Annotated in this window: 22 protein-coding genes; 15 read left to right on the top strand and 7 right to left on the bottom strand. The window is 72.6% G+C overall.

All coding sequences use genetic code 11. The features are described 5' to 3' along the window. The first annotated feature begins 345 nt into the window (after positions 1-345). Positions 346-1,362: an aspartate-semialdehyde dehydrogenase gene (locus ACIQU3_RS06945; RefSeq protein WP_403726146.1), complete on the top strand. Its 1,017-nt coding sequence runs from the start codon at positions 346-348 to the stop codon at positions 1,360-1,362. On the opposite strand, the gene ACIQU3_RS06940 is transcribed toward ACIQU3_RS06945, so the two are convergent. Then, positions 1,359-1,856, bottom strand: a complete 498-nt coding sequence (locus ACIQU3_RS06940) for a DUF1203 domain-containing protein (RefSeq protein ID WP_403923725.1) — start codon at positions 1,854-1,856, stop codon at positions 1,359-1,361. The two genes, ACIQU3_RS06945 and ACIQU3_RS06940, sit on opposite strands and share 4 nt — an antisense overlap. A 171-nt stretch (positions 1,857-2,027) precedes the next feature. Here ACIQU3_RS06940 and pepN point away from each other — a divergent pair, with 171 nt between their 5' ends. Continuing rightward, positions 2,028-4,607, top strand: a complete 2,580-nt coding sequence (gene pepN / locus ACIQU3_RS06935) for an aminopeptidase N (RefSeq protein WP_403923721.1) — start codon at positions 2,028-2,030, stop codon at positions 4,605-4,607. Positions 4,608-4,699: 92 nt separating this feature from the next. Here the strand turns inward: pepN and ACIQU3_RS06930 are convergent, their stop codons facing one another. Next, complete coding sequence (locus tag ACIQU3_RS06930) at positions 4,700-5,629, bottom strand: EamA family transporter (protein ID WP_403923718.1); 930 nt, start codon at positions 5,627-5,629, stop codon at positions 4,700-4,702. Positions 5,630-5,735: 106 nt separating this feature from the next. Between ACIQU3_RS06930 and ACIQU3_RS06925 the strand changes: the two genes are divergently transcribed. Continuing rightward, on the top strand, positions 5,736-6,248 hold the full coding sequence (locus ACIQU3_RS06925) for a MarR family winged helix-turn-helix transcriptional regulator (protein WP_403726163.1): 513 nt from the start codon (positions 5,736-5,738) through the stop codon (positions 6,246-6,248). A gap of 57 nt (positions 6,249-6,305) precedes the next feature. On the opposite strand, the gene ACIQU3_RS06920 is transcribed toward ACIQU3_RS06925, so the two are convergent. The 3 genes from ACIQU3_RS06920 to ACIQU3_RS06910 form a co-directional block, all read right to left on the bottom strand. Beyond that, the gene (locus tag ACIQU3_RS06920; RefSeq protein WP_403726166.1) at positions 6,306-6,593 is read right to left on the bottom strand and encodes a hypothetical protein; all 288 of its coding nucleotides are present in this window, start codon (positions 6,591-6,593) and stop codon (positions 6,306-6,308) included. 62 nt (positions 6,594-6,655) lie between these two features. Beyond that, positions 6,656-8,740, bottom strand: coding sequence for a 4-alpha-glucanotransferase (malQ, locus tag ACIQU3_RS06915; protein WP_403923715.1), 2,085 nt, complete (start codon positions 8,738-8,740; stop codon positions 6,656-6,658). After that, the gene (locus ACIQU3_RS06910; protein ID WP_403726173.1) at positions 8,741-8,998 is read right to left on the bottom strand and encodes a hypothetical protein; all 258 of its coding nucleotides are present in this window, start codon (positions 8,996-8,998) and stop codon (positions 8,741-8,743) included. Positions 8,999-9,221: 223 nt separating this feature from the next. On the opposite strand from ACIQU3_RS06910, the gene ACIQU3_RS06905 reads away from it, so the two are divergent. The 4 genes from ACIQU3_RS06905 (at position 9,222) to ACIQU3_RS06890 (ending at position 14,721) form a co-directional block, all read left to right on the top strand. Further along, positions 9,222-12,074, top strand: a complete 2,853-nt coding sequence (locus tag ACIQU3_RS06905) for a beta-N-acetylglucosaminidase domain-containing protein (RefSeq protein WP_403923712.1) — start codon at positions 9,222-9,224, stop codon at positions 12,072-12,074. A 78-nt stretch (positions 12,075-12,152) separates the two neighbouring features. Next, entirely contained in the window at positions 12,153-12,686 is a 534-nt protein-coding gene (locus ACIQU3_RS06900) for a PadR family transcriptional regulator (RefSeq protein WP_403726179.1), read from the top strand. Further along, positions 12,683-13,369: an ABC transporter ATP-binding protein gene (locus ACIQU3_RS06895; protein WP_403923710.1), complete on the top strand. Its 687-nt coding sequence runs from the start codon at positions 12,683-12,685 to the stop codon at positions 13,367-13,369. Before ACIQU3_RS06900 ends, ACIQU3_RS06895 begins: the two co-directional genes overlap by 4 nt. Further along, on the top strand, positions 13,366-14,721 hold the full coding sequence (locus tag ACIQU3_RS06890) for an FtsX-like permease family protein (RefSeq protein WP_403923707.1): 1,356 nt from the start codon (positions 13,366-13,368) through the stop codon (positions 14,719-14,721). Before ACIQU3_RS06895 ends, ACIQU3_RS06890 begins: the two co-directional genes overlap by 4 nt. A 99-nt stretch (positions 14,722-14,820) precedes the next feature. Here ACIQU3_RS06890 and ACIQU3_RS06885 read toward each other — a convergent pair whose 3' ends face one another. Beyond that, on the bottom strand, positions 14,821-15,357 hold the full coding sequence (locus tag ACIQU3_RS06885; RefSeq protein WP_086560153.1) for an HNH endonuclease: 537 nt from the start codon (positions 15,355-15,357) through the stop codon (positions 14,821-14,823). Positions 15,358-15,699: 342 nt separating this feature from the next. Between ACIQU3_RS06885 and ACIQU3_RS06880 the strand changes: the two genes are divergently transcribed. The 7 genes from ACIQU3_RS06880 (at position 15,700) to ACIQU3_RS06850 (ending at position 23,716) form a co-directional block, all read left to right on the top strand. Further along, positions 15,700-16,779 carry a mechanosensitive ion channel family protein gene (locus ACIQU3_RS06880; RefSeq protein ID WP_403727188.1) on the top strand — a complete coding sequence of 360 codons (1,080 nt, stop codon included), beginning with the start codon at positions 15,700-15,702 and terminating at the stop codon, positions 16,777-16,779. Positions 16,780-17,034: 255 nt separating this feature from the next. Further along, positions 17,035-18,246: an ROK family protein gene (locus ACIQU3_RS06875; protein WP_403923705.1), complete on the top strand. Its 1,212-nt coding sequence runs from the start codon at positions 17,035-17,037 to the stop codon at positions 18,244-18,246. Between the two features lie 60 nt (positions 18,247-18,306). Continuing rightward, positions 18,307-19,644: an ABC transporter substrate-binding protein gene (locus tag ACIQU3_RS06870; RefSeq protein WP_403923701.1), complete on the top strand. Its 1,338-nt coding sequence runs from the start codon at positions 18,307-18,309 to the stop codon at positions 19,642-19,644. Positions 19,645-19,647: 3 nt separating this feature from the next. After that, positions 19,648-20,592, top strand: a complete 945-nt coding sequence (locus tag ACIQU3_RS06865) for a carbohydrate ABC transporter permease (RefSeq protein ID WP_403923698.1) — start codon at positions 19,648-19,650, stop codon at positions 20,590-20,592. Further along, on the top strand, positions 20,589-21,482 hold the full coding sequence (locus tag ACIQU3_RS06860; RefSeq protein ID WP_403726206.1) for a carbohydrate ABC transporter permease: 894 nt from the start codon (positions 20,589-20,591) through the stop codon (positions 21,480-21,482). Before ACIQU3_RS06865 ends, ACIQU3_RS06860 begins: the two co-directional genes overlap by 4 nt. A gap of 6 nt (positions 21,483-21,488) precedes the next feature. Beyond that, complete coding sequence (locus tag ACIQU3_RS06855) at positions 21,489-22,754, top strand: 6-phospho-beta-glucosidase (protein ID WP_403923695.1); 1,266 nt, start codon at positions 21,489-21,491, stop codon at positions 22,752-22,754. Continuing rightward, positions 22,745-23,716 carry an N-acetylglucosamine kinase gene (locus ACIQU3_RS06850; RefSeq protein ID WP_403923692.1) on the top strand — a complete coding sequence of 324 codons (972 nt, stop codon included), beginning with the start codon at positions 22,745-22,747 and terminating at the stop codon, positions 23,714-23,716. Before ACIQU3_RS06855 ends, ACIQU3_RS06850 begins: the two co-directional genes overlap by 10 nt. A 52-nt stretch (positions 23,717-23,768) precedes the next feature. On the opposite strand, the gene ACIQU3_RS06845 is transcribed toward ACIQU3_RS06850, so the two are convergent. Continuing rightward, complete coding sequence (locus ACIQU3_RS06845) at positions 23,769-25,106, bottom strand: aminotransferase class I/II-fold pyridoxal phosphate-dependent enzyme (protein WP_403726215.1); 1,338 nt, start codon at positions 25,104-25,106, stop codon at positions 23,769-23,771. A 45-nt stretch (positions 25,107-25,151) separates the two neighbouring features. Here ACIQU3_RS06845 and ACIQU3_RS06840 point away from each other — a divergent pair, with 45 nt between their 5' ends. Then, positions 25,152-26,480, top strand: a complete 1,329-nt coding sequence (locus tag ACIQU3_RS06840; RefSeq protein ID WP_403726218.1) for an MFS transporter — start codon at positions 25,152-25,154, stop codon at positions 26,478-26,480. The last annotated feature ends 8 nt before the right edge of the window (positions 26,481-26,488 follow it).

Here is a 26,488-nt window from a genome sequence, read left to right as displayed (position 1 = left end):
CTCCTACGACGCCGGCACGGCCCGGAACGTTCGGCGGTCTTTCGGCCGAGTTCAGTCGCGGTCGGCCCTGATCCGGTCGTGGAGCGGTCGAGGCGTACATCACACTTCCGTGTGGCCGGGACCGGCATGGGCAGGCGAGCTTGCGGCGCACGACCCCCGCCGGACGAATTCCTCCAGCTCAGCGGGGTCGACACCGCAGGTCCGCAACCATGGGGTGGGACAGGCCGTCCCACTCTCCGGGCAGACCGGGGAAAGAAGTGGACAGGCGGGCCGTGGTCGGCCGCATGATGGAAAAGCCTCGGCCAAGCAACGAGTACGTGAAGAGACGCAGGAGAGGGAGTCACCGTGAGGGTCGGAATCGTCGGAGCCACCGGACAGGTGGGCACGGTCATGCGCAGGATCCTCACGGAGCGGAACTTCCCGGTCACCGAGCTGCGACTGTTCGCCTCGGCCCGTTCCGCGGGGACGGAGCTGGACGGCGTGACGGTGGAGGACGCCGCCACCGCCGATTACACCGGCCTGGACATCGTGCTGTTCTCCGCGGGCGGTGCCACGTCCAAGGCACTGGCCGAAAAGGTCGCCTCCCAGGGCGCGGTCGTGATCGACAACTCCTCCGCGTGGCGCAAGCACCCGGAGGTGCCCCTGGTCGTCTCCGAGGTCAACCCGCACGCGATCAAGAACCGCCCCAAGGGCATCATCGCCAACCCGAACTGCACGACCATGGCCGCGATGCCGGTGCTGCGTCCGCTGCACGACGAGGCGGGCCTCGAGGCCCTGGTCGTCGCCACGTACCAGGCGGTCTCCGGTTCCGGTCTCGCGGGCGTCGCCGAGCTGCACGGCCAGACGCAGAAGGTCGTCGCCGACGCCGAGAAGCTCACCCACGACGGCGAAGCGGTCGACTTCCCGGAGCCGGGCGTCTACAAGCGCCCCATCGCCTTCAACGTGCTGCCCTTCGCGGGCAACCTCGTCGACGACGGTCTGAACGAGACCGACGAGGAGCAGAAGCTCCGCAACGAGTCCCGCAAGATCCTGGAGATCCCCGAGCTGAAGGTCTCCGGCACGTGTGTGCGCGTCCCGGTCTTCTCCGGCCACTCCCTCCAGGTCAACGCCCGTTTCGCCCGCCCGATCTCCCCGGAGCGCGCGGCGGAGCTGCTGAAGGACGCCCCAGGCGTCGAGCTCTCCGACATCCCGACCCCCCTCCAGGCCGCCGGGAAGGACCCGTCCTACGTCGGCCGCATCCGCCGCGACGAGACGGTGGACAACGGCCTGGCCCTCTTCCTCTCCAACGACAACCTCCGCAAGGGCGCGGCCCTGAACGCGGTGCAGATCGCGGAGCTGGTGGCGGCGGAGCTGAAGGGCTAGTCCCCCTCTTCGAACGCCCTGCGCACCTCGTAGAGGTAACAGCCGTACTCGACGGCCCGGACGTGGATCAGTGCCACGGCCGGGTCGTCGAATGCTTCCGTGAGGGCCTCCTCGAACGCGTCCGCATCCTCGACGAGCCGCCCGCCCAGGATGTGACCGTGTGCGCTGTAGCGGCGGACCGTGCGGCGGGCGCCGGTGAACGGAAGGGCCTCTTCTGCCGGGCCCGTGCACGGCTCCGCGTGGATGAAGACGGGGCCCACCTCGTCGTAGGCGCCCGGGGTCGCGTCCGTCTCCGCTGCCCAGCGGCGCAGCGGGGCGTAGGACACCAGGGCGATGTGTTCGCCCGGCTCGCTGCGGCGCAGGCAGCAGCGCAGGGGGCTGCCGCCCTCGGTGTCGGTGAAGCCGTCGGTCCTGCGGCCCGCGTCGTCCGTCGTGCGCAGTTCCCTCAGGGCGCGCGGGGCGATGGGGCGTGCGGCATACGGGATGGTCGTCATGGTCACCACACTCGCGCGTGCGTTCCACGCCCACCGGCGGAATCCGGACGTCGCGCTCGCCCGCGCGGGGCCCTGCCCGAGGGGTATCCCTAGGAGACGCCCGGGTCGTCGCCTGACGCCGAGGCGCCGTGGAAAGATGACGCAACCCACCCATAACGAGGAGATGACCGCGTGCCTGGCACAAACCTGACCCGCGAAGAGGCGCAGCAGCGGGCGCAGCTGCTCGCCGTTGACTCGTACGAGATCGAACTCGATCTCTCCGGCGCGCAGGAGGGCGGCACCTACCGGTCCGTGACCACGGTGCGCTTCGACGTGACGGCCGGGAACGGCGCGGAGTCGTTCATCGACCTGGTGGCGCCGGCGGTGCACGAGGTGACCCTGAACGGTGACTCCCTCGACCCGGCGGAGGTCTTCGCGGACTCCCGGATCGCCCTGCCCGGTCTGCTCCAGGGGCGCAACATCCTCCGGGTCGTCGCCGACTGCGCGTACACCAACACCGGCGAGGGCCTGCACCGGTTCGTCGACCCGGTCGACGACCAGGCCTACCTCTACACCCAGTTCGAGGTGCCGGACGCCCGCCGGGTGTTCGCGAGCTTCGAGCAGCCGGACCTGAAGGCCACCTTCCAGTTCACCGTGAAGGCGCCCGAGGGCTGGACCGTCATCTCCAACTCGCCGACGCCCGAGCCCGAGGACAACGTCTGGGTCTTCGAGCCGACGCCGCGCATCTCCACGTACATCACGGCGCTGATCGTCGGCCCGTACCACTCCGTGCACAGCGTGTACGAGAAGGACGGCCAGTCCGTCCCGCTCGGCATCTACTGCCGTCCCTCGCTCGCCGAGTACCTCGACTCGGACGCCATTTTCGAGGTGACCCGGCAGGGCTTCGAGTGGTTCCAGGAGAAGTTCGACTACGCGTACCCGTTCGAGAAGTACGACCAGCTGTTCGTGCCGGAGTTCAACGCGGGCGCGATGGAGAACGCGGGCGCGGTGACCATCCGCGACCAGTACGTGTTCCGCTCGAAGGTGACGGACGCCGCGTACGAGATGCGCGCGGAGACCATCCTGCACGAGCTGGCCCACATGTGGTTCGGCGACCTCGTGACCATGGAGTGGTGGAACGACCTGTGGCTGAACGAGTCGTTCGCCACGTACACCTCGATCGCCTGCCAGGCGCACGCGCCGGGGAGCCGGTGGCCGCACGCGTGGACCACCTTCGCCAACTCCATGAAGACCTGGGCGTACCGGCAGGACCAGCTGCCGTCGACCCATCCGATCATGGCGGAGATCCGCGACCTGGACGACGTCCTGGTCAACTTCGACGGCATCACGTACGCCAAGGGCGCCAGCGTCCTGAAGCAGCTCGTCGCCTACGTCGGCATGGACGAGTTCTTCCGGGGTGTGCAGGCGTACTTCAAGCGTCACGCCTTCGGCAACACGCGTCTGTCGGACCTGCTGGGCGCACTGGAGGAGACCTCCGGCCGCGACCTGAAGACCTGGTCGGAGAAGTGGCTCCAGGCGGCCGGCATCAACGTGCTGCGCCCTGAGATCGAGACGGACGCCGACGGCGTCGTCACGTCGTTCGGCATCCGCCAGGAGGCTCCGGCCCTGCCCGCCGGCGCCAAGGGCGAGCCGACGCTGCGCCCGCACCGGATCGCCGTCGGCCTGTACGACCGGGACGAGGCGAGCGGCAAGCTGGTCCGCCGGGAGCGGATCGAGCTGGACGTGGACGGCGAGCTGACGGCCGTGCCGCAGCTGGTGGGGCAGACCCGCCCGGCCGTGATCCTGCTCAACGACGACGACCTGTCGTACGCGAAGGTCCGCCTGGACGAGCAGTCGCTGGCCTTCGTCACCGAGCACCTCGGTGACTTCGAGTCCTCGCTGCCGCGCGCCCTGTGCTGGGCGTCGGCCTGGGACATGACGCGGGACGCCGAGCTCGCGGCCCGCGACTACCTGTCGCTGGTGCTGTCCGGCATCGGCAAGGAGTCCGACATCGGTGTCGTGCAGTCGCTGCAGCGGCAGGTGAAGTTGGCGATCGACCTGTACGCCGACCCGGCGGCCCGCGAGGCGCTGCTGGCCCGCTGGACCGACGCGACGCTGGCGCACCTGCGCGCGGCGGCGCCGGGCAGCGACCACCAGCTGGCGTGGGCGCGCGCGTTCGCGGCGACGGCCCGCACGCCGGAGCAGCTGGACCTGCTGGACGCGCTGCTGGACGGCTCGCAGACCATCGAGGGCCTGGTCGTCGACACGGAGCTGCGCTGGGCGTTCGTGCTGCGGCTCGCGGCGGTCGGCCGGTTCGACGAGGCGGAGATCGCGGGCGAGTACGAGCGTGACCGCACGGCCGCCGGTGAGCGCCACGCGGCCACGGCCCGGGCCGCCCGTCCGACCCCGGAGGCCAAGGCCGAGGCGTGGGCGTCGGTCGTGGACTCCGACAAGCTGCCGAACGCCGTGCAGGAAGCGGTCATCGGCGGCTTCGTCCAGACCGACCAGCGCGAGGTGCTCGCCCCGTACGCCGACCGGTACTTCGAGGTGGTCAAGGACATCTGGGAGTCCCGTTCGCACGAGATGGCCCAGCAGATCGCCGTCGGCCTCTACCCGGCGGTCCAGGTGTCCCGGGAGACCCTGGACAAGACGGACGCGTGGCTGACGTCCGCCGAGCCGAACGCGGCCCTGCGCCGCCTGGTCTCGGAGTCCCGCGCGGGCGTGGAGCGCGCCCTGCGGGCCCAGCGGGCGGACGCGGCGGCCGGGGAGTAACCCGGCGGTTCCCGTACGGCGGAAGGGGCGGCCGGTGTGCACCGGGCGCCCCTTCCGTCTGCTCTCCGGCCGCGGCGGCCGGAGCTCCCCGCCTACCGCCGCAGCGCTCCGTCCGGCACGCGTGCCGGTGCGGCGGGGACCTTCACGGTGTGGTCGGTGCGCGGCGTCCGGGTGACGAACTGCCCCGCCACCGTCGCCCCGAAGGCCAGGCCCATGCCGAGGAGCTGCACCGGTGTCAGCGCCTGCCCGAGTGCCGCCCAGCCGACGACGGCAGCGGTCAGCGGGGAGAGCGGACCGAGGAAGGTGACCTGGGTGGCGGTCATGCGGCCGATGCCGCGGAACCACAGCCAGTACGCGAGGGCCGTGTTCGCGAGGGCGAGGTAGAGGTAGCCGCCGACCGCCCGGCCGTCCAGCGCCGGCGGGGCACCCTCGACCAGGAAGGCGAGCGGCGCGATGAGCAGGCCGCCCGCGGTCAGCTGCCAGCCGGTCAGCGCCAGCGGTCCGACGCCCTCGGGGCGGCCCCAGCGCTGGGTGAGCACGGTGCCGGTGGACATCGACGCCGTGGAGGCGACGGCCGCCAGCAGACCGAGCGGGTCCAGCGCCCCGGCCGCCCGCAGGACGACGAGGCTGACCCCGAACGCGGCCACGGCCCCGGTCGCCAGTGTCCGCGCCGACGGCCGCTGTCCGAGCAGCAGCGCCGAGAGCCCGGCAACGAACAGCGGACCGGCCGAGCCGACGACCGCCGCGAGGCCGCCGGGCAGCCGGTAGGCGGAGAGGAACAGCAGCGGGAAGAACGCGCCGATGTTCAGCGCGCCGAGCACCGCCGCCTTCCACCACCAGGCGCCACGCGGCAGCACCCGGGCGAGGGCGAGCAGCAGCAGGCCTGCGGGCAGGGCGCGCACCAGGGCGGTGAACAGGGGGCGGTCGGGCGGGAGGAACTCGGTGGTGACCGCGTAGGTCGTGCCCCAGGAGACGGGCGCGAGGGCGGTGAGGGTGATGAGGGCCGGGCGGGAGAGGGCCATGGGAGACACCCTTCTGAGTAGGTCGGCAGAAAGTAGCTTACCGCTAAGCAACTTTCCGACAAGCTACTTTCTTGCGGGTGACCGAGCCTCGGCCGATACTCGTGCCATGAGCGAACGCCGCGAGCAGCGCAAGGACCCCGTCGACGCGATCATCGAGCAGTGGGCCTCGGTCCGGCCCGACCTGGACACCGCCGCCATGGAGGTCTTCGGCCGGGTCGGCCGGCTCTCGCTCGCGATGGGTGACCGAATGGAGAAGGCGTACGCGAAGTTCGGGATCTCACGCGGAGAGTTCGACGTCCTGGCGACCCTGCGCCGCTCCGGGGAGCCCTACACGCTCTCTCCCCGTCAGCTGTCCGCGACCCTGATGCTCACGACCGGCGGCATGACGGGGCGCCTGGACAAGCTGGAGCGTGCCGGGCTGCTGCGCCGCTCGCCGGATCCGCACGACCGGCGCGGCCTGCGCGTCACGCTCACCGACAAGGGCCTCGGGGTCGTCGACGAGGCGGTCGCGGCGGGTCTGGCCGTCCAGACGGAGGCGCTGTCCGTCCTGGACGCGGAACGGGCCGCCCTCCTGGCCGGCCTCCTGCGGGAACTGCTGGCGGGGACGGAGCGGCCCTGACGACGACGAGGGCGCCGCCGCGACGACCGCGACGACGCCCTCGAAGAGGAACGCTGATCAGGCCTTGACTTCGCTCTTCGCGCCGGCCTTGGTGGCGATGTTGGAGCTGGTCGGGTCCTTCTTCTTGTGCGTCTTGTCGCCGGCCATCACCAGTCCGGCGATGACCAGGTACAGCACGATCGGGGCAAAGACGAAGAGGCCCAGCGTCTCGATGACGCTCAGGCCCGTGCCGGGGTCGTCACCGTCGTCGCGCGTGAGCGCGGAGGCGGGCGACGACAGGAGCAGCATCATCAGCGTCGTACCGGCTGCCAGGGCGCCGGCGCGCAGGGCGTTCTTCTTGTCCACGGTGTCAAAATATCCAACGCCGACCGGGCCCGCGCGCCCGGGGTGCCGTAAGAGGCCCCGGCTCACGCCCCGCCGTCCCTGAGCACCTCCATCAGCGCGTGCAGCCGGGGCGAGGCCGCCAGATCCTCCAGCGTCACCGGCCGCCCCTGCGCGTCCGCGATCGGCAGGCGCCAGTTCGGGTACTGGTCCCAGGTCCCCGGGAGGTTCTGCGGACGGCGGTCGCCGACGCCGTCGGGCAGCCAGACGCCGACCATGCGGGCCGGGGTACGCAGCAGGAAGCGGTGGAGGGCCTGGATCTCCGCCTCCTCCGAGGAGGTGTCGCCGCCGCCGCTCGTGCCGTGCAGCAGGCCGAGCCGGGAGAGCAGGGAGAGCCACTCCCCCGCGTCGGCGGCGGCCTCGGCGCGCTCCTCCTCCAAGGGGCGGGTCAGCAGCCCCAGGCTGTCGCGGAGCTCGACGTGCTCGCCGGTCAGGCGGGCGGCCGTGGAGGGCAGGTCGTGGGTGGTGGCGGTGGCCAGGCAGTCGGAGCGCCAGCTCCCGGGAGGCAGCGGGTGGCCGTCGCCCTCCCAGTCGCGCTCGAACCACAGCACGGACGTGCCGAGCACACCGCGCTCGCGCAGCGCTTCGCGGACCCCTGGCTCGACGGTGCCGAGATCCTCCCCGATCACCAGCGCCCCGGCCCGGGAGGCCTCCAGGACGAGCACGGCGAGCATGGCCTCGGCGTCGTAGCGGACGTAGGTGCCCTCGGTGGGCGGGTGGCCCTGGGGGACCCACCAGAGGCGGAACAGGCCCATGACGTGATCGATGCGCAGCGCGCCGGCGTACCGGAACAGGGCGCGCAGCAGCTCGCGGAACGGGGCGTAGCCGGACGCGGCCAGCCGGTCCGGCCGCCAGGGCGGCAGGCCCCAGTCCTGGCCGCGGGCGTTGAAGGCGTCCGGCGGGGCGCCCACCGACATGCCCGCGGCGAAGTACTCCTGCTGCGCCCAGGCGTCGGCGCCACCGGGGTGCACGCCGACCGCCAGGTCGTGGACGATCCCCACCGGCATCCCGGCCTCGCGCCCGGCGCGCTGCGCGGCGGTCAGCTGGGTGTCGGTGAGCCAGGCGAGCCGGGACCAGAAGTCGACCCGGTCCATGAGGCCGTTGCGTGCCCGGGCGGTCTCGGCCGACCGCGGGTCGCGCAGGCCCGTCGGCCAGCGGTGCCAGTCCGAGCCGTGCACCTCGGCGAGCGCACACCAGGTGGCGTGGTCCTCCAGGGCCTGGCCCTGCCCGGCGATGAAGTCGCAGTAGGCGGCGCGCCGGCCGGGACCGAGGGGGACCTCGCCGAGCAGCTCCAGCGCCTCCCGCTTGAGCTCCCACACGGCGTCCCGGTCGATCAGCGCGCCGTGCCGCAGCACCCCTTCGCGCAGCCGGGCGGACCTGTCCAGCAGGGCGCGCAGGCGTCCGGGGTCCTCGACGTAGGCGGCCTCGGGGACGTCCTCGACGCGCAGGTGCACGGGGTCGGGGAAGCGGCGCGAGGAGGGGCGGTACGGGGAGGGGTCGGTGGGGGTTCCGGGTACGGCCGCGTGCAGCGGGTTGACCTGGACGAATCCGGCGCCGAGCGACCGTCCGGCCCAGCCGGCCAGTTCGGCGAGGTCGCCGAGGTCGCCCATGCCCCAGGAGCGGCGGGACAACAGGGAGTAGAGCTGGACGAGGAGTCCGTAGGAGCGCCCGGCGGGGGTGGGCAGGCGGGGCGGGGCGACGATCAGGTGGGCGGTGGCGGTGCGCCCGTCGGGGGCGGTGGCGGTCAGACGGTGCACGCCGGGTGGCAGGCCGTCCGCGTCGGTGCGGCTCTCGCCCTGCTCGGTGTCGATCCGCAGCCGCGTTCCCCCGGGGAGCGCGGCCAGGGCGGCCGGGGGGCTGCCGCCCCAGCCGACGACGGTCGGCGGCAGCAGCCGTTCGCCCAGTTCCCCCTCGCGGGCCGCGAGCGCGGCGCGGACGGCGCCGGGCGTGCTCGCGGCCACGCCGAGGGCGGCCAGGGTCAGGGTGACCGCGGTGGCCGAGGCCGCGACCGAGCGGTCCGGGGACGGACTGTAGGAAGTGGCGACGCCGTGCAGGGCGGCGAGGCGGGACAGGTCCTCGGAGGGCGGGTCGGCCGGCCGGGGTGCGGTCATCTACATCCTCGTGAAGTCCGGGACGAAGGCCGGGGGCTCGCTGGTCAGGGGGGCGGCTTCGGCGAGCGGCGGCTCACTGGTGAGGGGCTCGGCGTCGGGCAGCGGGGGCTCGCTGGTCAGCGGCAGTTCGGTATGGGTGCTCTCGGAACTGAAGACGCAGTAGCGCGGGTCGTTGTGGTGGTTGTCGTCGAGGTCGGCGGACGGGTCCGCCACGGGTTTGGACGGGGCCGGGAGCGGAAGGAAAGTCATCGCAGCCACGGGGGCCTCCTTGTCGGGTGGAACTTCAACGGGTCATCGCAGCCCTACCCAGTCGACGCGAAGGCAGACGCCCCGGACCCGACATCGTGCTCCTGCTCACATTCCGCTGCCCTCCACACAGTCAAGATTCCGGCATTTCGGTCACAAAGGCCACTCTCGTTGACACCTTCACCGGGCGAATGGTGGGCTCGTCCCGCCGGTCGAACACATCTGGAGGGGGCCTGTGGGACTGCGGCGTGGGAAGCGGACCGTGGCCCTCGCGGTGGCCGTGGTCGCCGGGAGCCTCGTCACCCCGCCCGCCGCCCTGGCGGCCCCGTCTCCCCCGGACACGGCCGCGGCACCGGCCCCCGAGACCGCCGGGGCCGACCTCTCCGTCTGGCCGCGCCCGCAGTCGCTGCGCGCGAACGGCGCACCGGTCGCGGTACCCGACGAGGTCGCGCTGATCACCGACGCGCGGGCGGACCCCCACGCGGTGGAGACCCTGCACGAGCTGCTGCGGCGGGCCGGGGCCCGCCGGATCACGGACACGGCCGGCCCGGGTGCCCTGGCCGTGCACGCGCGCACGCAGTCCGCCCGCCCGGGCGACCGCCACGCCCTGCCCTCCGGCGGGTACGAGCTGACCGTCGGCCGGGGCGGCGTCTTCCTCACCGGCAGCGGCGAGGACGGCCTCTTCCACGCCGTCCAGACACTGCGGCAACTCCTGCGCCCCGACGGGACGATCGCGGCGGCCGTCGTCCACGACTGGCCGGGCAGCGCCGTGCGCGGCATCACCGAGGGCTTCTACGGCACCGCGTGGACGCACGGGCAGCGGCTGGCGCAGCTCGACTTCATGGGGCGCACCAAGCAGAACCGCTATCTGTACGCCCCGGGGGACGACCTCTACCGGCAGGCCCGCTGGCGCGAGCCCTACCCCGCCGCGCAGCGGGCCCGGTTCCGGCAACTGGCCGAGCGGGCGCGCCGCAACCACGTCACGCTCGGCTGGGCGGTGGCCCCGGGCCAGGCCATGTGCTTCGCCTCGGACGCCGACGTGCGGGCGCTGACGCGCAAGCTGGACGCGATGTGGGCGCTGGGCTTCAGGGCGTTCCAGCTTCAGTTCCAGGACGTCAGCTACAGCGAGTGGCACTGCGGGGCGGACGCCGACCGGTTCGGCTCCGGCCCCGAGGCGGCGGCGCGGGCGCAGGCCCGGGTGGCGAACGCGGTGGCCCGGCACCTGGCGCAGCGCCACCCCGGCGCCGCCGGCCTGTCCCTGATGCCGACCGAGTACTACGAGGACGGCACGACCGACTACCGGCGCGCCCTGGCGAGCGAGCTGGCCGCGCGTGTCGAAGTGGCGTGGACGGGCGTCGGGGTGGTGCCCCGCACCATCACGGGCGGCGAACTGGCCGAAGCGCGTGAGGCGTTCGGCCACCCGCTGGTCACCATGGACAACTACCCGGTCAACGACTACGACCCCGGGCGCATCTTCCTCGGTCCGTACCGCGGCCGTGAACCGGCCGTCGCGACCGGTTCGGCCGCCCTGCTGGCCAACGCGATGCAGCAGCCGGAGGCCTCCCGCATCCCGCTGTTCACCAGCGCCGACTACGCCTGGAACCCGCGCGCCTACCGACCCGGGGAGTCCTGGCGCGCCGCGATCGCCGACCTCGCGGGCGGGAACAGGCGCCGCGAGCAGGCCCTGGCCGCCCTCGCCGGCAACGACGCCTCGTCGGTCCTGGGCGACGGGGAGTCGGCGTATCTGCGCCCGCTGACCGAGGCGTACTGGGAGTCCCGCACGGCGGGCGGCACGGACACCGGCGACGACGCCGAGCGGCGGCTGCGCGAGGCCTTCTCCGTGCTGCGCGAGCTGCCCCGGCGGCTGTCGGGGACCGGCCTCGGCACCGAGGTGGCCCCCTGGTCCGAGCAGCTCGCCCGCTACGGCGAGGCGGGCACGGCCGCGCTCGGCATGCTGGACGCGCAGCGCGCCGGGGACGCGGCGGCGGCCTGGGACGCGTACCGCAGGCTGGGCGAGCTGCGGGCCCGGCTGGAGTCGGCGCCGGTCGAGGTAGGCACGGACGTGCTGGACCCGTTCCTGCGGCGGGCGCAGAAGTCGTACGCCGCCTGGTCGGGCATCCACAACGAGCCGCCCCGCTCCCCCGGCGACGGCCGCACCCTGCGCCTGCCGCGGGCGCGGGCGCTGACCGCCGTGACGGCGCTGACCGAGCCGGGCACCGAGGGGGCCGTCGAGGTGCACGAGCCGGGGCGGGGCTGGCGCGAGGCGGGCCGGCTGGACGCGTCCGGAGCGACCGAGGTGCGGATCGCGGCACGGGCCGACGCCCTGCGGGTCACCGGCCCCGCCCCGTCCCGCGTCCACCACCTCGTCCCCTGGTTCACCGGATCCCCCGCCACCTCCCTGGCCCTGCCCCGCGACCGGGCGGACGTCGGAACCGGGCGGACCGAGCGGCTGACCGCCCGGCTCGGGTCGCTGCGCCCCGCCGACGTACGCGGCACGCTCACCGCCGAGGCGCCCGACGGTGTCCGGGTCCGGGTGCCGAAGGGCGAGCTGACCGTGCGACGCGGCACGACGGTGGAGGTCCCGGTCGAGGTGACCGTCGAGCGCGGCACCCCGATGCGGTCCTACGAGGTGCGGTTGGGGTTCGCGGGGACGGACCGCACGCTCACCGTCCGGGCCGTCCCACCCACGGGCGGCCCCGACCTGGCCCGCGGCGGCACCGCCCGTTCCTCGGGCGACGAGACGCCCGACTTCCCCGCGTCGGCGGCGAACGACGGGGACCCGGAGACCCGCTGGTCGTCCCCGGTCGACGACGGCGCCTGGTGGCAGGTCGAACTGGCCCGGCCGGCGCGGCTCGGCCGGGTCGCCCTGCACTGGCAGGACGCGCACCCCGCGGCGTACCGCGTCCAGGTCTCCCCGGACGGCCGCCGCTGGCGCACCGCCGCCACCGTCCGGGACGGCGGGGGCGGCCGGGAGAGCGTCCCGATGGACGAGCGGGACGTGCGCTTCGTGCGGGTGCAGGGCGACAAGCGGGCGACGCAGTACGGGTATTCGCTGTGGTCGGCGGAGGCGTACGCCGTCTCGGAATGAGCCTGCCGGGGCCCGGCGGAGAGATTCCGCGTCGATCACTATTCACTCAGTACATGTACTCAGTACATAATGATCGCCATGAGCACCCGCCACATCCTGCTGGGCCTGCTCGCGACGGGTCCGAGCCATGGCTACGACCTCAAGCGGCGCCACGACGAACGCTTCCCGCAGGCCCGACCGCTGGCCTACGGGCAGGTCTACACGACCCTGCAGCGCCTCGTGCGGGACGGACTCGCCGAGGTCGACGGCACCGGCTCGGACGGCGGCCCTGAGCGCACGGCGTACCGGGCGACCGACGAGGGGACCCACGAACTGGCCCGGTGGGCCGGGGAGATCGCACCGCCCGCGCCCTTCGTGGCCAACGAGATCTTCGCCAAGGTCGTGGTCGCGATCCTCTCCGGCGGTGACCCGGCCCGGTACCTGAGCGACCAGCGCGCCGCGCACATGGAGCGGATGCGGGAGCTGACGGCGGTCAAGGCGGCCAAGGGCGCCGATCTCGCGACCGTGCTCTCGGCGGACTACGCCCTCAACCACCTCGACGCCGACCTCCGCTGGATGAGCACCACGGCGGCCCGGCTCACCACCCTGACCGCGGAGGTCGACGCAGCATGAGCAGACCCGTGCCCCTTCTCACGGCCGCCGGGCTCACCAAGGCGCACGGCCGGACACCCGCCCTGCGCGGCGCGTCGGTCGAACTGCACGCCGGCGAGATCCTCGCCGTGACCGGCGCGAGCGGCAGCGGGAAGTCCACGCTGCTGCACTGCCTGGCCGGCATCGTCCGCCCGGACGCGGGGGCGGTCACCTACGACGGCCGGAGGCTGGAGGACCTGCCCGAGAAGCGGCTGAGCGAGCTGCGGCGCACCGAGTTCGGCGTGGTGTTCCAGTTCGGCCAGCTCATCCCCGAGCTGACGGTCCTGGACAACGCCGCCCTGCCGCTGCTGCTGGCGGGCACCGGCCGGGCCGAGGCCCGGGCCCGGGCCGGTGAGTGGCTGGAGCGGTTCGGGGTGCGGGGCCAGGAGGACCTGCGGCCGGGCGAGCTGAGCGGCGGCCAGGCGCAGCGGGCCGCGCTGGCCCGGGCCCTGGTCACCGGCCCCCGGGTGGTCTTCGCCGACGAGCCGACGGGCGCGCTGGACTCCTTGGCAGGAGAGCAGGTCATGACGGCCCTCGTCCACACGGCCCGCGACGCGGGCACGGCCGTCCTGCTGATCACGCACGACGCCCAGGTGGCCGCGTACGCGGACCGCGAGGTCCAGCTGCGGGACGGGGCCGTGGCGGCGCTGGGGGTGACGGCGTGACGTCGCTGAGGGCCGATCTGCGTCTCGCCTGGGACCTGACCCGCGGTTCCGACCGCGGCGAGTGGTGGCGGGTGACCCTGACGGCGTCGGGGGCGGCGCTCGCGACCGGGTTCGCGCTGGCCGCCGTCGCCCTGGCGTCACTGCGCGGCGGCTACGACGTGCCCGTCGCCGCCGGGCTGCTGGACGAGCCGGGCACGCGGTCGGGCGTGATCGCCGGCCTCCTGCTCCTGCTCGTTCCGGTGCTCGGGTTCCTCGGCCAGTGCGCCCGGATCGGGGCGGTGCACCGCGACCGGCGGCTGGCCGGGCTGCGGCTGGCCGGGGCGACGCCCTGGCAGGTGCGGCGGATCGCCGCCCTGGAGACCGGACTTGCCTGTCTGCTGGGCTCCTCGGTCGCCACCGTCTTCTCCGTGCTGCTCCTGCTGCGCCTGTGGCACCGGCCGACCGCCCTGGCCTGGGCGGGGATCGCGCTGGTCGCGGTCGGTGTACCGCTGCTCGGGGCGGCGGCGGGCGCGCTGGCGCTGCGCCGGGTGGTGGCCTCGCCGCTCGGCTGGGTCCGCAGGGTCGGGCCGCGTACCGGGCGGGGACCCGGGCTGCTGTTCCTGGCCGGGGTCGTGCTGGTCGGGGTCGTGGCGCTGCTCGCCGTGCTCGGCACGTCCTCGCCCGCCGCCAACCGGCCGCATGCCGGGCCACAGCCGGCGATGGTGGGTGTGGTCCTCACGGCCGGCTCGGGTGCGGTGTGGCTCTCCGGGGCCATGGCCAAGGTGACCGGACGGATCCTGGCGGCCCGGGCCCGCTCCGCCGCACCCCTGATCGCGGCGGAGCGGCTGCGCGACGACCCGTGGGCTGCCGCCCGTACCCACGCGGCGGTGCTGCTGGTGACGATCGTCGGGGGCGGATTCATGGGCGTGCGAGAGGTGCTCCTCCACGAGCTGCACTCCGGCAAGCCGCTCGCCGCGAGCCCCGACTACTACCTCACCGGCCTCGACCTCACGGCGGCCGCCCTCGCGGTCGCCTTCGCCATCACACTGTCGGGCCTCGCCGTCGGCACCGCCGAGTCCCTGGCCACCCGGCGCCGGGGCCTGGCCGCGCAGGTCGCCGCCGGGGTGCCGCGAGCGGTGCTCGGCCGGGCCCTGCTGCTGGAGACCGCGCTGCCGCTGGCGCCGGCGGTGCTGCTCGCGGGCCTGGGCGGGACGGCCGTCGCCGCCTGGTACGCGCTGCTCGGCCACAGCCCGTTCCCCTGGGCGGCGGCCCTGGTGCCCCTCGCCGTCTACGCCGCCTGCCTGCTCGCCGCCGCGACCTCGCTGCCGCTGCTGGGCCGCTCGGTGCGGCCGGCGGAGCTGCGGTACGCGTGAGCGCCGCCATGGCCGGCCCGTGACCGGCCGGCCCCGGGGGAACAGGGGACTCCCGGGGCCGGCTCACCGCACGCGGCAATACGAAGGCCCGGATCCTCGTCAGGCGGAAATGCCGTCGATCCGGGCCATGGCGTCGTCCGCGCCGTACGGCTGCAAGTACGGCAGCCAGCGCGGGTCCCTGTGGCCGGTCCCGATGATGCGCCAGGCCAGGCCCGACGGCGGGGCGGGTTTGTGGCGCAGCCGCCAGCCGATCTCGAAGAGGTGCCGGTCGGCCTTCACGTGGTTGCAGCGGCGGCAGGACGCCACCACGTTGTCCCAGACGTGCTTGCCTCCGCGACTGCGCGGGATGACGTGGTCGACGCTGGTTGCGACGCCACCGCAGTACATGCACCGGCCCCCGTCGCGGGCGAACAGCGCCCGGCGGGTGAGAGGAACGGGCCCCCGATAGGGAACCCGGACGAATCGCTTGAGCCGGACCACGCTGGGTGCGGGGACTGTGACGGTTGCGCTGTGCAGATAGGCGCCGGACTCCTCGAGGCAGACGGCCTTGTTCTCGAGGACGAGGACGAGCGCGCGGCGGAGCGGTACGACGCCGAGTGGCTCGTACGACGCGTTGAGGACCAGGACATGCGGCACGGATGCCTCCTTGGACGCCGGCGGCGCGTGGCTCGCGCCGGGACGATTCGTAGCCAGTCTCCCCTCATGCCTGGTGGAAGCGCCACCATGTCCCCGTAACGGGCTGGGAGTGTTTTCGACCACATCCCATTCATCCCCCGGATCATGGCCTGTTCAAGCCCAGGTGAGCACGGTCTCTCCTTCACACATTCCGCGATAGCACACACAATGCCCCGTTAGTGTGGTGGTTCTGCCCCTTCGGTGACCCTGTCGTGACCTTGACCCCCTGAACCACCGCACCGGGGCGGACCGCTGCACCTGGAGGTACCTGCCGTGTCCCTGTCCCTCGCGGACGCCGTCCTGATGGCCGCCGACCCGTCACCGTCGCCGACCCCCTCGGAGACCCCGTCCCCGAGAGTGCCTTCGCTCCAGGATGCCCAGGAGAGCGCGACGAACGCCGCCGGCTGGGTCGAGCAGAACTGGTCGACGTGGCTGGCGATCGGACTCCGGGTCCTGCTCATCGTGGTGATAGCCGCGGTGCTGAGGGTCTTCGTGCGACGGGCGATCACCAAGCTGATCGACCGTATGAACCGGACCGTCCAGTCCGTGGACGGCAGCGCGCTGGGCGGACTGCTCGTGAACGTCGAGCGCCGGCGGCAGCGCTCGCAGGCCATCGGCTCGGTGCTCCGCTCGGTGGCGTCGTTCCTGATCATCGGCACCGCGGCGCTGATGATCCTCGGCACCTTCCAGATCAATCTCGCCCCGCTGCTGGCCTCGGCCGGTGTCGCCGGTGTCGCGATCGGCTTCGGCGCCCGCAACCTCGTCACGGACTTCCTGTCCGGCGTCTTCATGATCCTGGAGGACCAGTACGGCGTCGGCGACACGATCGACGCGGGCGTCGCCTCCGGTGAGGTGATCGAGGTCGGCCTGCGGGTGACCAAGCTGCGCGGCGACGGCGGTGAGATCTGGTACGTCCGCAACGGCGAGGTCAAGCGCATCGGCAACCTCTCCCAGGGCTGGGCCACGGCCAACGTCGACGTCACCGTGCACGCCGGCGAGGACCTGGACAAGGTCAAGGCCACCCTGGACGAGGTCGCCGAGAAGATGAGCGCCGAGGAGCCCTGGAACGAACTGCTGTGGGGCCCGATCGAGGTCCTGGGCCTGGACAGCGTGCTGCTGGACTCCATGGTCGTGCGCGTCACGGCCAAGACCATGCCCGGCAAGTCCCTGACCGTGGAGCGCGAGCTGCGCTGGCGCGTCAAGCGGGCCTTCGACGCGGCGGACATCCGGATCGTGGGCGGCGCCACGGCCCCGGTGGAGGAGCAGCCCGTCGACCCGACGGCGGGGATGGCCGCGCCGTCGGTGTACGCGAACTCGGCGTCCCCGCAGTCGGCGGCGGCGTCCCCGCTCGCTCCCCCCGCACCGACGAGCACCACGAAGTAGCGGCACACCCCGCGAAGGAGGGCGGTGTCCGGTTCTGCCGGACACCGCCCTCTCGGCATGTCCGGCAGGCGTGCCGGGCAGGCAGGTCCGGCCCGCGACGGCCCCTCCCCTCTTGACGCCCGTGTGACACCGGGCCTACCTTCCTCCCACCGATAGGAAACTTTCCTAACAATGATCTCCAGGCAGGGCCGTCCGATGGACTTCCGCGCCTGATCACTGAGAAGCTGAGCAGCCGAAGGGCAGGTGTGGACACGCATGGCAGGAACCGCCGGCACGCCGGGCACCCCACGCGTCCTGCGCGCCATGAACGACCGGGCCGCCCTCGACCTGCTGCTGGAGCACGGACAGCTCTCCCGCACCCGGATCGGCAAGCTCACCGGCCTGTCCAAGCCGACCGCCTCCCAGTTGCTGGCCCGCCTGGAGGCGGCGGGTCTCGTCCTGGCCACCGGCACCACCGAAGGCCGGCCGGGGCCCAGCGCCCAGCTCTACGAGGTCAATCCGGCGGCCGGGTACGCAGCCGGACTCGACGTCACCCCCCAGCGGATCCTCGCCGCCGTCGCCGACATCACCGGCCGCACGGTCGGCCGCCACGAGCTGCCCACCCCCGGCAGGCGCACCGGCACCCCGGTCGTCCAGCAGGTCACCGACGCCCTGGACGGGGCGGTGAAGGCGGCGGGCCTCGCCCGGGACGACATCCACCGCCTGGTCATCGGCACTCCCGGCGCCTTCGACCCCGCCACCGGCCGGCTGCGCTACGCCTCCCACCTCCCCGGCTGGCACTCCCCCACCCTGCTGGACGAGCTCGCCGCCGCGCTGCCGATGCCGTTCGAGTTCGAGAACGACGTCAATCTGGTCGCGCTCGCCGAGCAGCGCCTCGGCGCGGCCCGGGGCCACACCGACTTCGTGCTGCTGTGGAACGAGGAGGGCCTGGGCGCCGCCCTGGTGCTGGGCGGCCGGCTGCACCGCGGCTGGACCGGCGGCGCCGGCGAGGTCGGCTTCCTGCCGGTGCCGGGCACCCCCCTGGTCCGCCAGGTCACCAAGGCCAACAGCGGCGGCTACCAGGAACTCGCCGGATCGCAGGCCGTTCCCCGGCTGGCCGGCGAGCTCGGCATCCAGGACATCCCTCAGGGGCCGTACGCCGAGGCCGCCGCCGAACTGCTCGCCAGGGCGGCGCGGTCGGACGACGACGCCCACCGGCATCTCCTCGGGACCTACGCGACCCGGCTGGCCACCGGCCTGGCCTCGCTGGTCTCGGTCCTCGACCCCGAACTCGTCGTGCTGAGCGGCGCCTCCCTCACCTCGGGCGGCGAACCGCTGCGCGCCCTCGTCCAGGCCGAACTGGAGGAGCTGGCCGCCTCCCGCCCGCGCCTGGTCGTGGGCGACGTCCGTGAACACCCCGTGCTGCGCGGCGCGCTGGAGAGCGCCCTCGCGACGACGCGCGACGAGGTCTTCGACACCTCCCGCTGACCCCACCCCTTTTCCGTACCTCCCGTCTCCCCCTCTTTCCCGTCCTCGTGGAGCTCCGCCATGCCCGGAATATCCAGAAAAACATCCATCTCACTCGCCGCCTCGGCATCCCTCGTCCTCCTCGCCACCGCGTGCACCGGCCAGTCCGGCGCCGGTGCGAGCGACGACGCGTCCAAGGAGACGACCATCACCTTCTGGCACGCCTGGAGCGCACCGTCGGAGGTGAAGGCCGTCCAGGACCTGGTCTCCGGATTCGAGAAGGCGCACCCCAACATCCACGTCGACGTCGTCGGCAACATGACGGACGACAAGATGAACCAGGCCCTGCGCACCGGTGGCGCCAAGGCCCCGGACGTCATCTCGTCGTTCACCACGAACAGCGTCGGCAAGTTCTGCTCCTCGGGCGCCCTGGTGGACCTCAACCCGTTCTTCGAGAGGTCCGGCGTCGACCCGGAGAAGACCTTCCCGAAGGCGATGAACGAGTACACCCGGTTCGACGGAAACCGCTGCGCGGTCCCGCTGCTGGGTGACGCCTACGGCCTCTACTACAACAAGACGGCGTTCGAGAAGGCCGGCATCACCGCCCCGCCCAAGACCTGGTCGGAGTTCGAACGCGTCGCGAAGAAGCTGACGATCCCCCAGGGCGACTCGTACAAGCAGCTCGGCTTCATGCCGAACTACCACGGCTGGGAGACCACCACCGAGCACTACCTCGGCCAGTTCTCCCCGACGTACTTCGACAAGGACGGCAAGTCGAACGTCGGCAAGGACCCGGCGTTCGCCCAGGCCTTCACGGTGCAGAAGAAGCTCGTCGACACGCTCGGCGGCTACCGCAAGCTGGAGACCTACCGCTCCAAGCTCGGCGACGAATGGGGCCCCAAGCACCCCTTCCACACCGGCCAGGTCGCCATGCAGCTCGACGGCGAGTGGCGCCTGGGCATGGCCCTGGACGCCAAGCCGACGTTCGACATCGGCGTGGCCCCGCTGCCCGTCCCCGACGACCAGGCCGGCCAGTACGGCAAGGGCTACATCACCGGCACCATCGCCGGCATCGCCGCGACCAGTAAGAAGCAGAACGCGGCCTGGGAGCTGGTGAAGTACATGACCACGGACACGGACGCGGTGGTGAACTTCTCCAACGCCATCCACAACGTGCCCTCGACGCTGGCGGCGCTGAAGTCCCCCAAGCTGAAGTACGACCCGCGCTTCAAGACGTTCCTGGAGATCGCCGCGAACCCCCACTCCACCACCGCTCCCGCCTCGGTCAACGGCGGCGTCTACCTCACCACCGTCCAGGAGTTCGGCTACGCCTACGAGAGCGGTAAGGAGACCGACCTGAAGAAGGGCCTTCGGGAGACCGCCCGGCAGATCGACACGGACATCGCGCAGGCGAAGTAGGCCATGAGCACTCTCACCTTGCGCGCGAAACACCGCCGCTCGACCCTGCGCACCTTGGCGTTCCTGTCGCCCTGGCTGATCGGCTTCTCGGTCTTCTTCGCCTATCCCCTGATCTCCACCGTCTACTTCTCGTTCATGCGGTACGACGGCTTCAAGCCGCCGGTCTGGGTGGGCACGAAGAACTGGGCGTACGTCTTCGAGCATTACTCCCTCTTCTGGCCCGCCCTGCGCAACACCCTGTGGCTGGTCGTCGTCATGGTCACGCTCCGGGTCGCCTTCGGCCTGGGCGTGGGCCTGCTGATCACCCGGATCAAGACGGCCACGGGTGTCTTCCGCACCCTCTTCTACCTGCCCTACCTGGCCCCGCCGGTCGCGGCCACGATGGCCTTCGCCTTCCTCCTCAACCCCGGCACGGGCCCGGTCAACTCGCTCCTCGACAGTGCCGGCCTGCCCACCCCCGGCTGGTTCAACGTCCCCACCTGGTCCAAGCCGGCCCTCACCCTGCTGGCCCTGTGGGGCATCGGCGACCTGATGGTCATCTTCATGGCCGCCCTGCTCGACGTGCCGAAGGAGCAGTACGAGGCGGCCGAACTGGACGGCGCGAGCCCCTGGCAGCGTTTCCGCTACGTGACGCTGCCGAACATCTCGCCGATCGTCATGTTCGCGGTCGTCACCGGCGTGATCCAGACGATGCAGTACTACACCCAGCCACTGATCGCCGGAAAGGTCGCCTCGGGCGTGATCCAGGGCGCGGGCACGCTGTTCGAGCCCGGCTACCCCGACAAGTCGACCCTCACCCTCCCCCAACTCGTCTACAACCTGGGGTTCCAGCGCTTCGACTACGGCTCGGCCTGTGTCGTGGCCCTGGTCCTCTTCGCCCTCTCCATGGCCTGCACAGCCCTTCTGATGCGCCGCCGGGGCGGCCTGATCCAGGCAGGTGAACGATGACGCAGGTGCTCGACAAGCCCCTGGAGCTGAAGACACCCCCGTCGCCGGCGGAACGCACGGCCCACCGCAGGGCGTTGCTGGAGTGGATCGCGATCCACTCGCTCGGCATCGCGGCGGCCCTCTTCTTCACCCTCCCCTTCGTCTTCGTCCTCCTCACCTCCCTGATGAGCGACAGCCAGGCGCTCAGCCGCGACCTGATCCCGCACACCTGGGAGTGGGGCAACTACGCCAAGGTGTTCGACACCCCCGGCTTCCTCACCTGGTGGAAGAACACCCTGATCTACGCGGGCCTGGGCACGGTCCTCACGGTCGTCTCCTCGATCCCCGTGGCCTACGCCCTGGCCAAGTTCCGCTTCCGGGGCCGCAATCTCGCGCTCATGCTGGTCATCTCGATGATGATGCTGCCGCCGCAGGTGGTCGTCATCCCGATGTACCTGTTCTGGGCGAAGCAGCTGGACCTGTCCGGCTCGCTCTGGCCGCTGATCATCCCCATGGCGTTCGGCGACGCGTTCTCGATCTTCCTGCTGCGCCAGTTCCTGACGACGATCCCCGACGAGTACGTGGACGCGGCCAAGGTGGACGGCTGCGGCGATCTGCGCACCCTGCTGAGAGTGGTGCTCCCGATGGCGAAACCGGGCATCGCCGCGGTGGCGCTCTTCCAGTTCTTCTACGCGTGGAACGACTACTTCGGCCCCCAGATCTACGCCTCGGAGAACCCCGGTGCCTGGACGCTCTCCTACGGCCTGGAGTCGTTCAAGGGTGCGCACCACACCGACTGGAACCTCACCATGGCCGCCACCGTGCTGGTCATGGCCCCCGTGATCCTCGTGTTCTTCTTCGCCCAGAAGGCGTTCGTCGAGGGTGTCACGCTCACCGGAGTAAAGGGTTAGACCTGTATGAAACTCACCGTGGTCGGCGGAGGCTCGACCTACACCCCCGAACTCGTGGACGGCTTCGCCCGCCTGAGGGACACCCTGCCCGTCGAGGAACTGGTCCTCATGGATCCCGCCCGGGACCGTCTCGACCTCGTCGGCGGTCTGGCCCGCCGCATCTTCGCCCGTCAGGACCACGCGGGCCGCGTCACCACGACGACCGACCTCGACGCGGCGGTGGACGGCGCGGACGCGGTCCTGCTGCAACTGCGCGTCGGCGGCCAGGCGGCCCGCGAGCAGGACGAGACCTGGCCCCTGGAATGCGGCTGCGTGGGTCAGGAGACCACCGGTGCCGGCGGCCTGGCGAAGGCCCTGCGCACGGTCCCGGTCGTCCTGGACATCGCGGACCGCGTCCGCCGCACCAACCCCGGGGCCTGGATCATCGACTTCACCAATCCGGTGGGCATCGTGACCCGCGCCCTGCTCCAGGCGGGCCACAAGGCGGTGGGCCTGTGCAACGTGGCGATCGGCCTGCAGCGCAAGTTCGCCGCCCTGCTGTCCGTGGAGGCCTCCGAGATCCACCTGGACCACGTCGGCCTCAACCACCTCACCTGGGAGACGGCCGTACGCCTCGGCGGCCCGGAGGGCGAGGACGTCCTGCCGAAACTGCTGGGCGAGCACGGCGACACGATCGCGGCCGACCTCCGCCTGCCCCGCCCCCTGCTCGACACCCTGGGCGTGATCCCCTCCTACTACCTGCGCTACTACTACGCGCACGACGAGGTCGTACGGGAACTGGGGACGAAGCCGTCCCGGGCGGCCGAAGTCGCGGAGATGGAAAGCCGGTTGCTGACCATGTACGCCGACCCGGACCTGGACGAGAAGCCCGAGCTGCTCGCCAAGCGGGGCGGTGCCTTCTACTCGGAGGCCGCGGTGGACCTGGCGGCGGCCCTGCTGGGCGGCGGCGGCTCGCCGTACCAGGTGGTGAACACGTACAACCGGGGCACGCTGCCGTTCCTCCCCGACGACGCGGTGATCGAGGTCCAGGCGGCCGTGGGGGCAAAGGGCGCGTCCCCGCTCCCCGTGCCACCCGTGGACCCGCTCCACGCGGGCCTGATGGCCGGCGTCACCGCCTACGAGGACCTGGCCCTGCGGGCCGCCCTGCACGGCGGCAGGGACCGTGTCTTCCGTGCCCTGCTCTCCCATCCCCTCGTCGGGCAGTACGCGTACGCCGAGACGCTCACCGACCGGCTGATCGCACACAACCGGGAGCACCTCGCGTGGGCGTGAGCGCACGAGTCCTCGCGATCGACGCGGGCAACAGCAAGACGGACGTCGCGGTCGTGACGGCGGACGGGGACGTCCTCGCCACGGCACGCGGGGGCGGCTTCCGCCCGCCGGCCGTGGGAGTGGACGCGGCGATGGACGACCTGGCCGAGACCGTGACGAAGGCCCTGGCCACCGCGGGGCTCACCTCGGTCACGCACGTCTCGGCGTGCCTGGCGAACGCCGACTTCCCCGTGGAGGAGGACCGGTTGGCGGCGGCGCTGCGGGCCCGCGCGTGGGGCGCGACGGCGACGGTCCGCAACGACACCTTCGCCATCCTGCGGGCCGGTGCGACGCAACCCCGGGGCGTGGCGGTCGTCTGCGGGGCGGGCATCAACTGCGTGGGCATGCGCCCCGACGGCCGCACGGCCCGCTTCCCGGCACTGGGCAGGGTCTCGGGGGACTGGGGCGGCGGCTGGGGCCTGTCCGAGGAGGCCCTGTGGCACGCGTCCCGGGCGGAGGACGGCCGCGGTGTTCCCACCGCCCTGTCCCGCACCCTCCCCGCCCACTTCGGACTGCCGTCGGTGTACGCCCTCGTGGAGGCGCTGCACCTGGAGCGCATCCCGGTGCTCCGGCGCCACGAACTGACCCCGGTCCTCTTCGCCACCGCCGCCGACGGCGACACGATCGCCCGCGCGATCGTGGAACGCCAGGCCGAGGAGGTGGTCGCCATGGCGGTGGTCGCCCTGACCCGCCTGGACCTTTTGGACGAGCCGGTCCCGGTCCTCCTGGGCGGGGGCGTCCTGTCGGCCCGGCACGCCCGGCTGAACGACCGCATCGAGCACCTGCTGTCAGCCCGCGCCCCGAAGGCGGTGCCGCAGGTGGTGACGGCCGCCCCGGTCCTGGGCGCGGCACTGCTGGGGCTGGACACCGTCGGAGCGCGGGAGGGGGCGCAGGAGAGGCTGCGGACGTACTACGGGGTGTGAGCCGGGCGGGCTTCGGCGGTGCCCTTCCCGAAGGGCACCGCCGACAGGCCCGTCAGCCCCCGTACGTGGCCTCGGATTCACCGAGCACGGTGGCGAAGTCCGAGGCCAGCCGCACCGCCTCGGCCGGTTCCAGGCACGCGGTGGAGATCCGCACGCCGGCAGGGGCCGACAGCCTGAACCGTGCTCCGGCCGCGACCCACCAGCCGTGCGTGCGCAGCCCGTTGACCACGGCCGATTCGTCGCGCACCGGCACCCACACGTTCATGCCGCTGCTTCCGTGTCCGGTGAGGCCACGTGTGCGCAGTTCCCCGATCAGCGCGTCACGGCGTTGCGTGTACGCCTGCCTCGCCCGGTTCACCAGCGCACGGGTGCCGTCGTCGGTGAGCAGCTGGTGCACCGCCTCCTGGAGCAGGTGACTGACCCAGCCCGACGTCAGCAGCAGCCGCCCGTCGTGGCGCGCCAGTGTGACCGGGTCGCAGGCCGCCGCGGCCCACCGCAGGTCCGGGCCCAGGAACTTGCTCACCGTCCGCACGTGCACCCAGCGCGTCAGCCCCCCGGCGGCCAGCGAGTGCAGGGGCGCGTCGGCGACCGCGGAAGCGTGGTCGTTCTCCACGACCAGCACATCGGGTTCCTTCCGGAGCAGGTCGACCAGCGCGGTGCGGCGCTCGGCGGAGAAGCAGCCGCCGTACGGATTCTGGGCCCTGGGGCTGCACACCACCGCCCGCACACCGGCCCGCAGCGCCGCACGCAGGGCGTCGGGACGCAGGCCCTCGTCGTCCACGGCCACGGGCACCGCCCGCAGTCCCAATGCCGTGACCAGGTCCAGCAGATGGTGGTAGCCGGGGTCCTCCATGGCGACGGCGTCACCGGGCCGCAGCTCCACGGACAGCAGCCGCGCAATCAGGTCCAGGGCGCCGTGGGCGAAGGTCACGTGGTCCACCGGCACACCGTCCGGGCTGAGCCACTCCCGCACGGTCTCCTCCAGCCGCGCCGTCCTGGGCGCGGAACGGTGCCACCGGGCCGCCGGGGTCACCGGCGCCGACGGCAGGTGGCCGGGGAGCAGGTGTGGATCGGGGAGCAGGCGTGGATCGGGGTGACCGCCCGCCAGGTCCCGCAGGCCGGCGGGGACCTTCGGCGGTCTGCGGGACGCGACCGCGGGCGCGGAGGCCACGACCGTGCCGCCCCGGCCGCGGGTCATCACGATGCCGCGCCGGCGCAGCTCCTTGTAGGCCGCGCCGACCGTCCCCGGGCTCACTCCGAGTTCGTCCGCCAGCCGCCGCACCGGGGGCAGAGCGGCCCCCGGTGCCAACGCCCCCTCGGCGACGCCGTGTTCCACGGACGCGGCAATTCCCTTGGCCGTCGTACCACTGATCCCATACTGTGTTGCCACATTGGAAATTATGTACCAGTACATAACTTCTCGCAAGGGGGAGCAGTGCCGACGACGCGCCGCGCGAAGGCCTGGACGACACGCATACCCGGGGGCCCGGACGGACGCAGAATCGTCGCCGCCGCCCTCGTCGACCGCATCGGCAGCGGCCTGTGGGCCTCCGTCTCCGTCCTCTACTTCACCTACGTCTGCGACCTCACCGTCGGCGAGATCGGCACCCTCGCCGCCACCGCCGGAGTCGTCGGCATCGCGGGCACCCCACTGGCCGGCCGCGTGGCCGACCGGCTGCCCCTGACCCGCGTCCTGATCGCCACACAGCTCCTGCGGTGCGCGGCCTCCCTCGCCCTGCTGACCACCGACCACTTCGCCCTGCTCCTGGCCTACTCCGCCCTCGGCAGCCTGGGAGACCGGGCCTCCAGCACGCTCACCAAGCTCTACGCCGTCCGTGTCGCCGGAACCGAACGCGTCCGCTACCAAGCGCTGCACCGCACCGTCGCCAACGCCGGCTGGGCCCTGGGCGGGCTCGCCGCCGCCTCCGCCCTGGCCGTCGGCTCCGCCGGCGCATACCGGTGGCTCCTCCTCGGCGACGCGCTCTCCTTCCTCGCCTGCGCCCTGATCACCCTGCGCTGCGGCGAACCGCCCTCCCCGTCCAGGACGGTCACCGCCTCCGGCGACACCCCTGCACCGGCCCGGCCGCCCGGCCCCTGGCGCGACCGCACCTACCTCGCCTACGTCATCACCGAGACCGTCCTCTTCATCGACGACGCCGTCTTCAAGGTCGGTCTGCCCCTGTGGATCGCCCACGCCGGCGACGTCCCGCACGGCCTGGCACCCCTGCTGATGGTCCTCAACAACGTGATGGTGGTGGGACTTCAGGTCCCGCTCGCCCGTCTCGGCGCCACGACCGCAGCCGCCCGTTCCCTGCTGCTCCCGCTCTCCGCCACCTTCGCACTCGGCGGAGGCGCCATGGCCCTCTCGGCGACGGGGGGCTCCGTCAGCGCCGTACTGCTCATGACCGCCTCGGCCGTCCTGTTCACCCTGGCGGAGATGCTCCACGCCACCGTCTCCTGGGAACTGTCCGTCGCCCTCGCACCCGACACGGCGCAGGGCGCCTACCTCGGAGTCCACGGCATGGCGCAGTCCGCCCAGCGCAGCGTCGGACCACTCGCGGTCTCCGCAGCCATCGCCACCGGGCCCCTCGGCTGGGCGGTTCTCGGAAGCGCCGTCGCCCTGGTCTGCCTCGGCCAGCACCGCCTCGTCCGGGGCCGCCTCGACAAGCCCCTGGACGCCGTCGCACTCCCGGCCGCGGCCGACCGGACCAGCCGGCCGGGAAACCCCAAGGGAACCGAACCCCCTCGCCGTACGTGTTCCTGAGGGGGACG

Source organism: Streptomyces sp. NPDC101110 (assembly GCF_044759525.1).
Lineage (GTDB): Bacteria > Actinomycetota > Actinomycetes > Streptomycetales > Streptomycetaceae > Streptomyces.
Note: the sequence above shows the minus strand (reverse complement) of the source record. Positions and strands in the feature narration are given on the sequence as shown.

What these genes read in the sequence shown, in the direction of transcription:
- ACIQU3_RS06940 (WP_403923725.1), bottom strand. Translation starts at nt 1,856, where the DNA reads ATGACGACCATCCCGTATGCCGCACGCCCCATCGCCCCGCGCGCCCTG.
- ACIQU3_RS06930 (WP_403923718.1), bottom strand. Translation starts at nt 5,629, where the DNA reads ATGGCCCTCTCCCGCCCGGCCCTCATCACCCTCACCGCCCTCGCGCCC.
- ACIQU3_RS06925 (WP_403726163.1), top strand. Translation starts at nt 5,736, where the DNA reads ATGAGCGAACGCCGCGAGCAGCGCAAGGACCCCGTCGACGCGATCATC.
- malQ (WP_403923715.1), bottom strand. Translation starts at nt 8,740, where the DNA reads ATGACCGCACCCCGGCCGGCCGACCCGCCCTCCGAGGACCTGTCCCGC.
- ACIQU3_RS06900 (WP_403726179.1), top strand. Translation starts at nt 12,153, where the DNA reads ATGAGCACCCGCCACATCCTGCTGGGCCTGCTCGCGACGGGTCCGAGC.
- ACIQU3_RS06895 (WP_403923710.1), top strand. Translation starts at nt 12,683, where the DNA reads ATGAGCAGACCCGTGCCCCTTCTCACGGCCGCCGGGCTCACCAAGGCG.
- ACIQU3_RS06880 (WP_403727188.1), top strand. Translation starts at nt 15,700, where the DNA reads ATGGCCGCCGACCCGTCACCGTCGCCGACCCCCTCGGAGACCCCGTCC.
- ACIQU3_RS06875 (WP_403923705.1), top strand. Translation starts at nt 17,035, where the DNA reads ATGGCAGGAACCGCCGGCACGCCGGGCACCCCACGCGTCCTGCGCGCC.
- ACIQU3_RS06870 (WP_403923701.1), top strand. Translation starts at nt 18,307, where the DNA reads ATGCCCGGAATATCCAGAAAAACATCCATCTCACTCGCCGCCTCGGCA.
- ACIQU3_RS06865 (WP_403923698.1), top strand. Translation starts at nt 19,648, where the DNA reads ATGAGCACTCTCACCTTGCGCGCGAAACACCGCCGCTCGACCCTGCGC.
- ACIQU3_RS06860 (WP_403726206.1), top strand. Translation starts at nt 20,589, where the DNA reads ATGACGCAGGTGCTCGACAAGCCCCTGGAGCTGAAGACACCCCCGTCG.
- ACIQU3_RS06855 (WP_403923695.1), top strand. Translation starts at nt 21,489, where the DNA reads ATGAAACTCACCGTGGTCGGCGGAGGCTCGACCTACACCCCCGAACTC.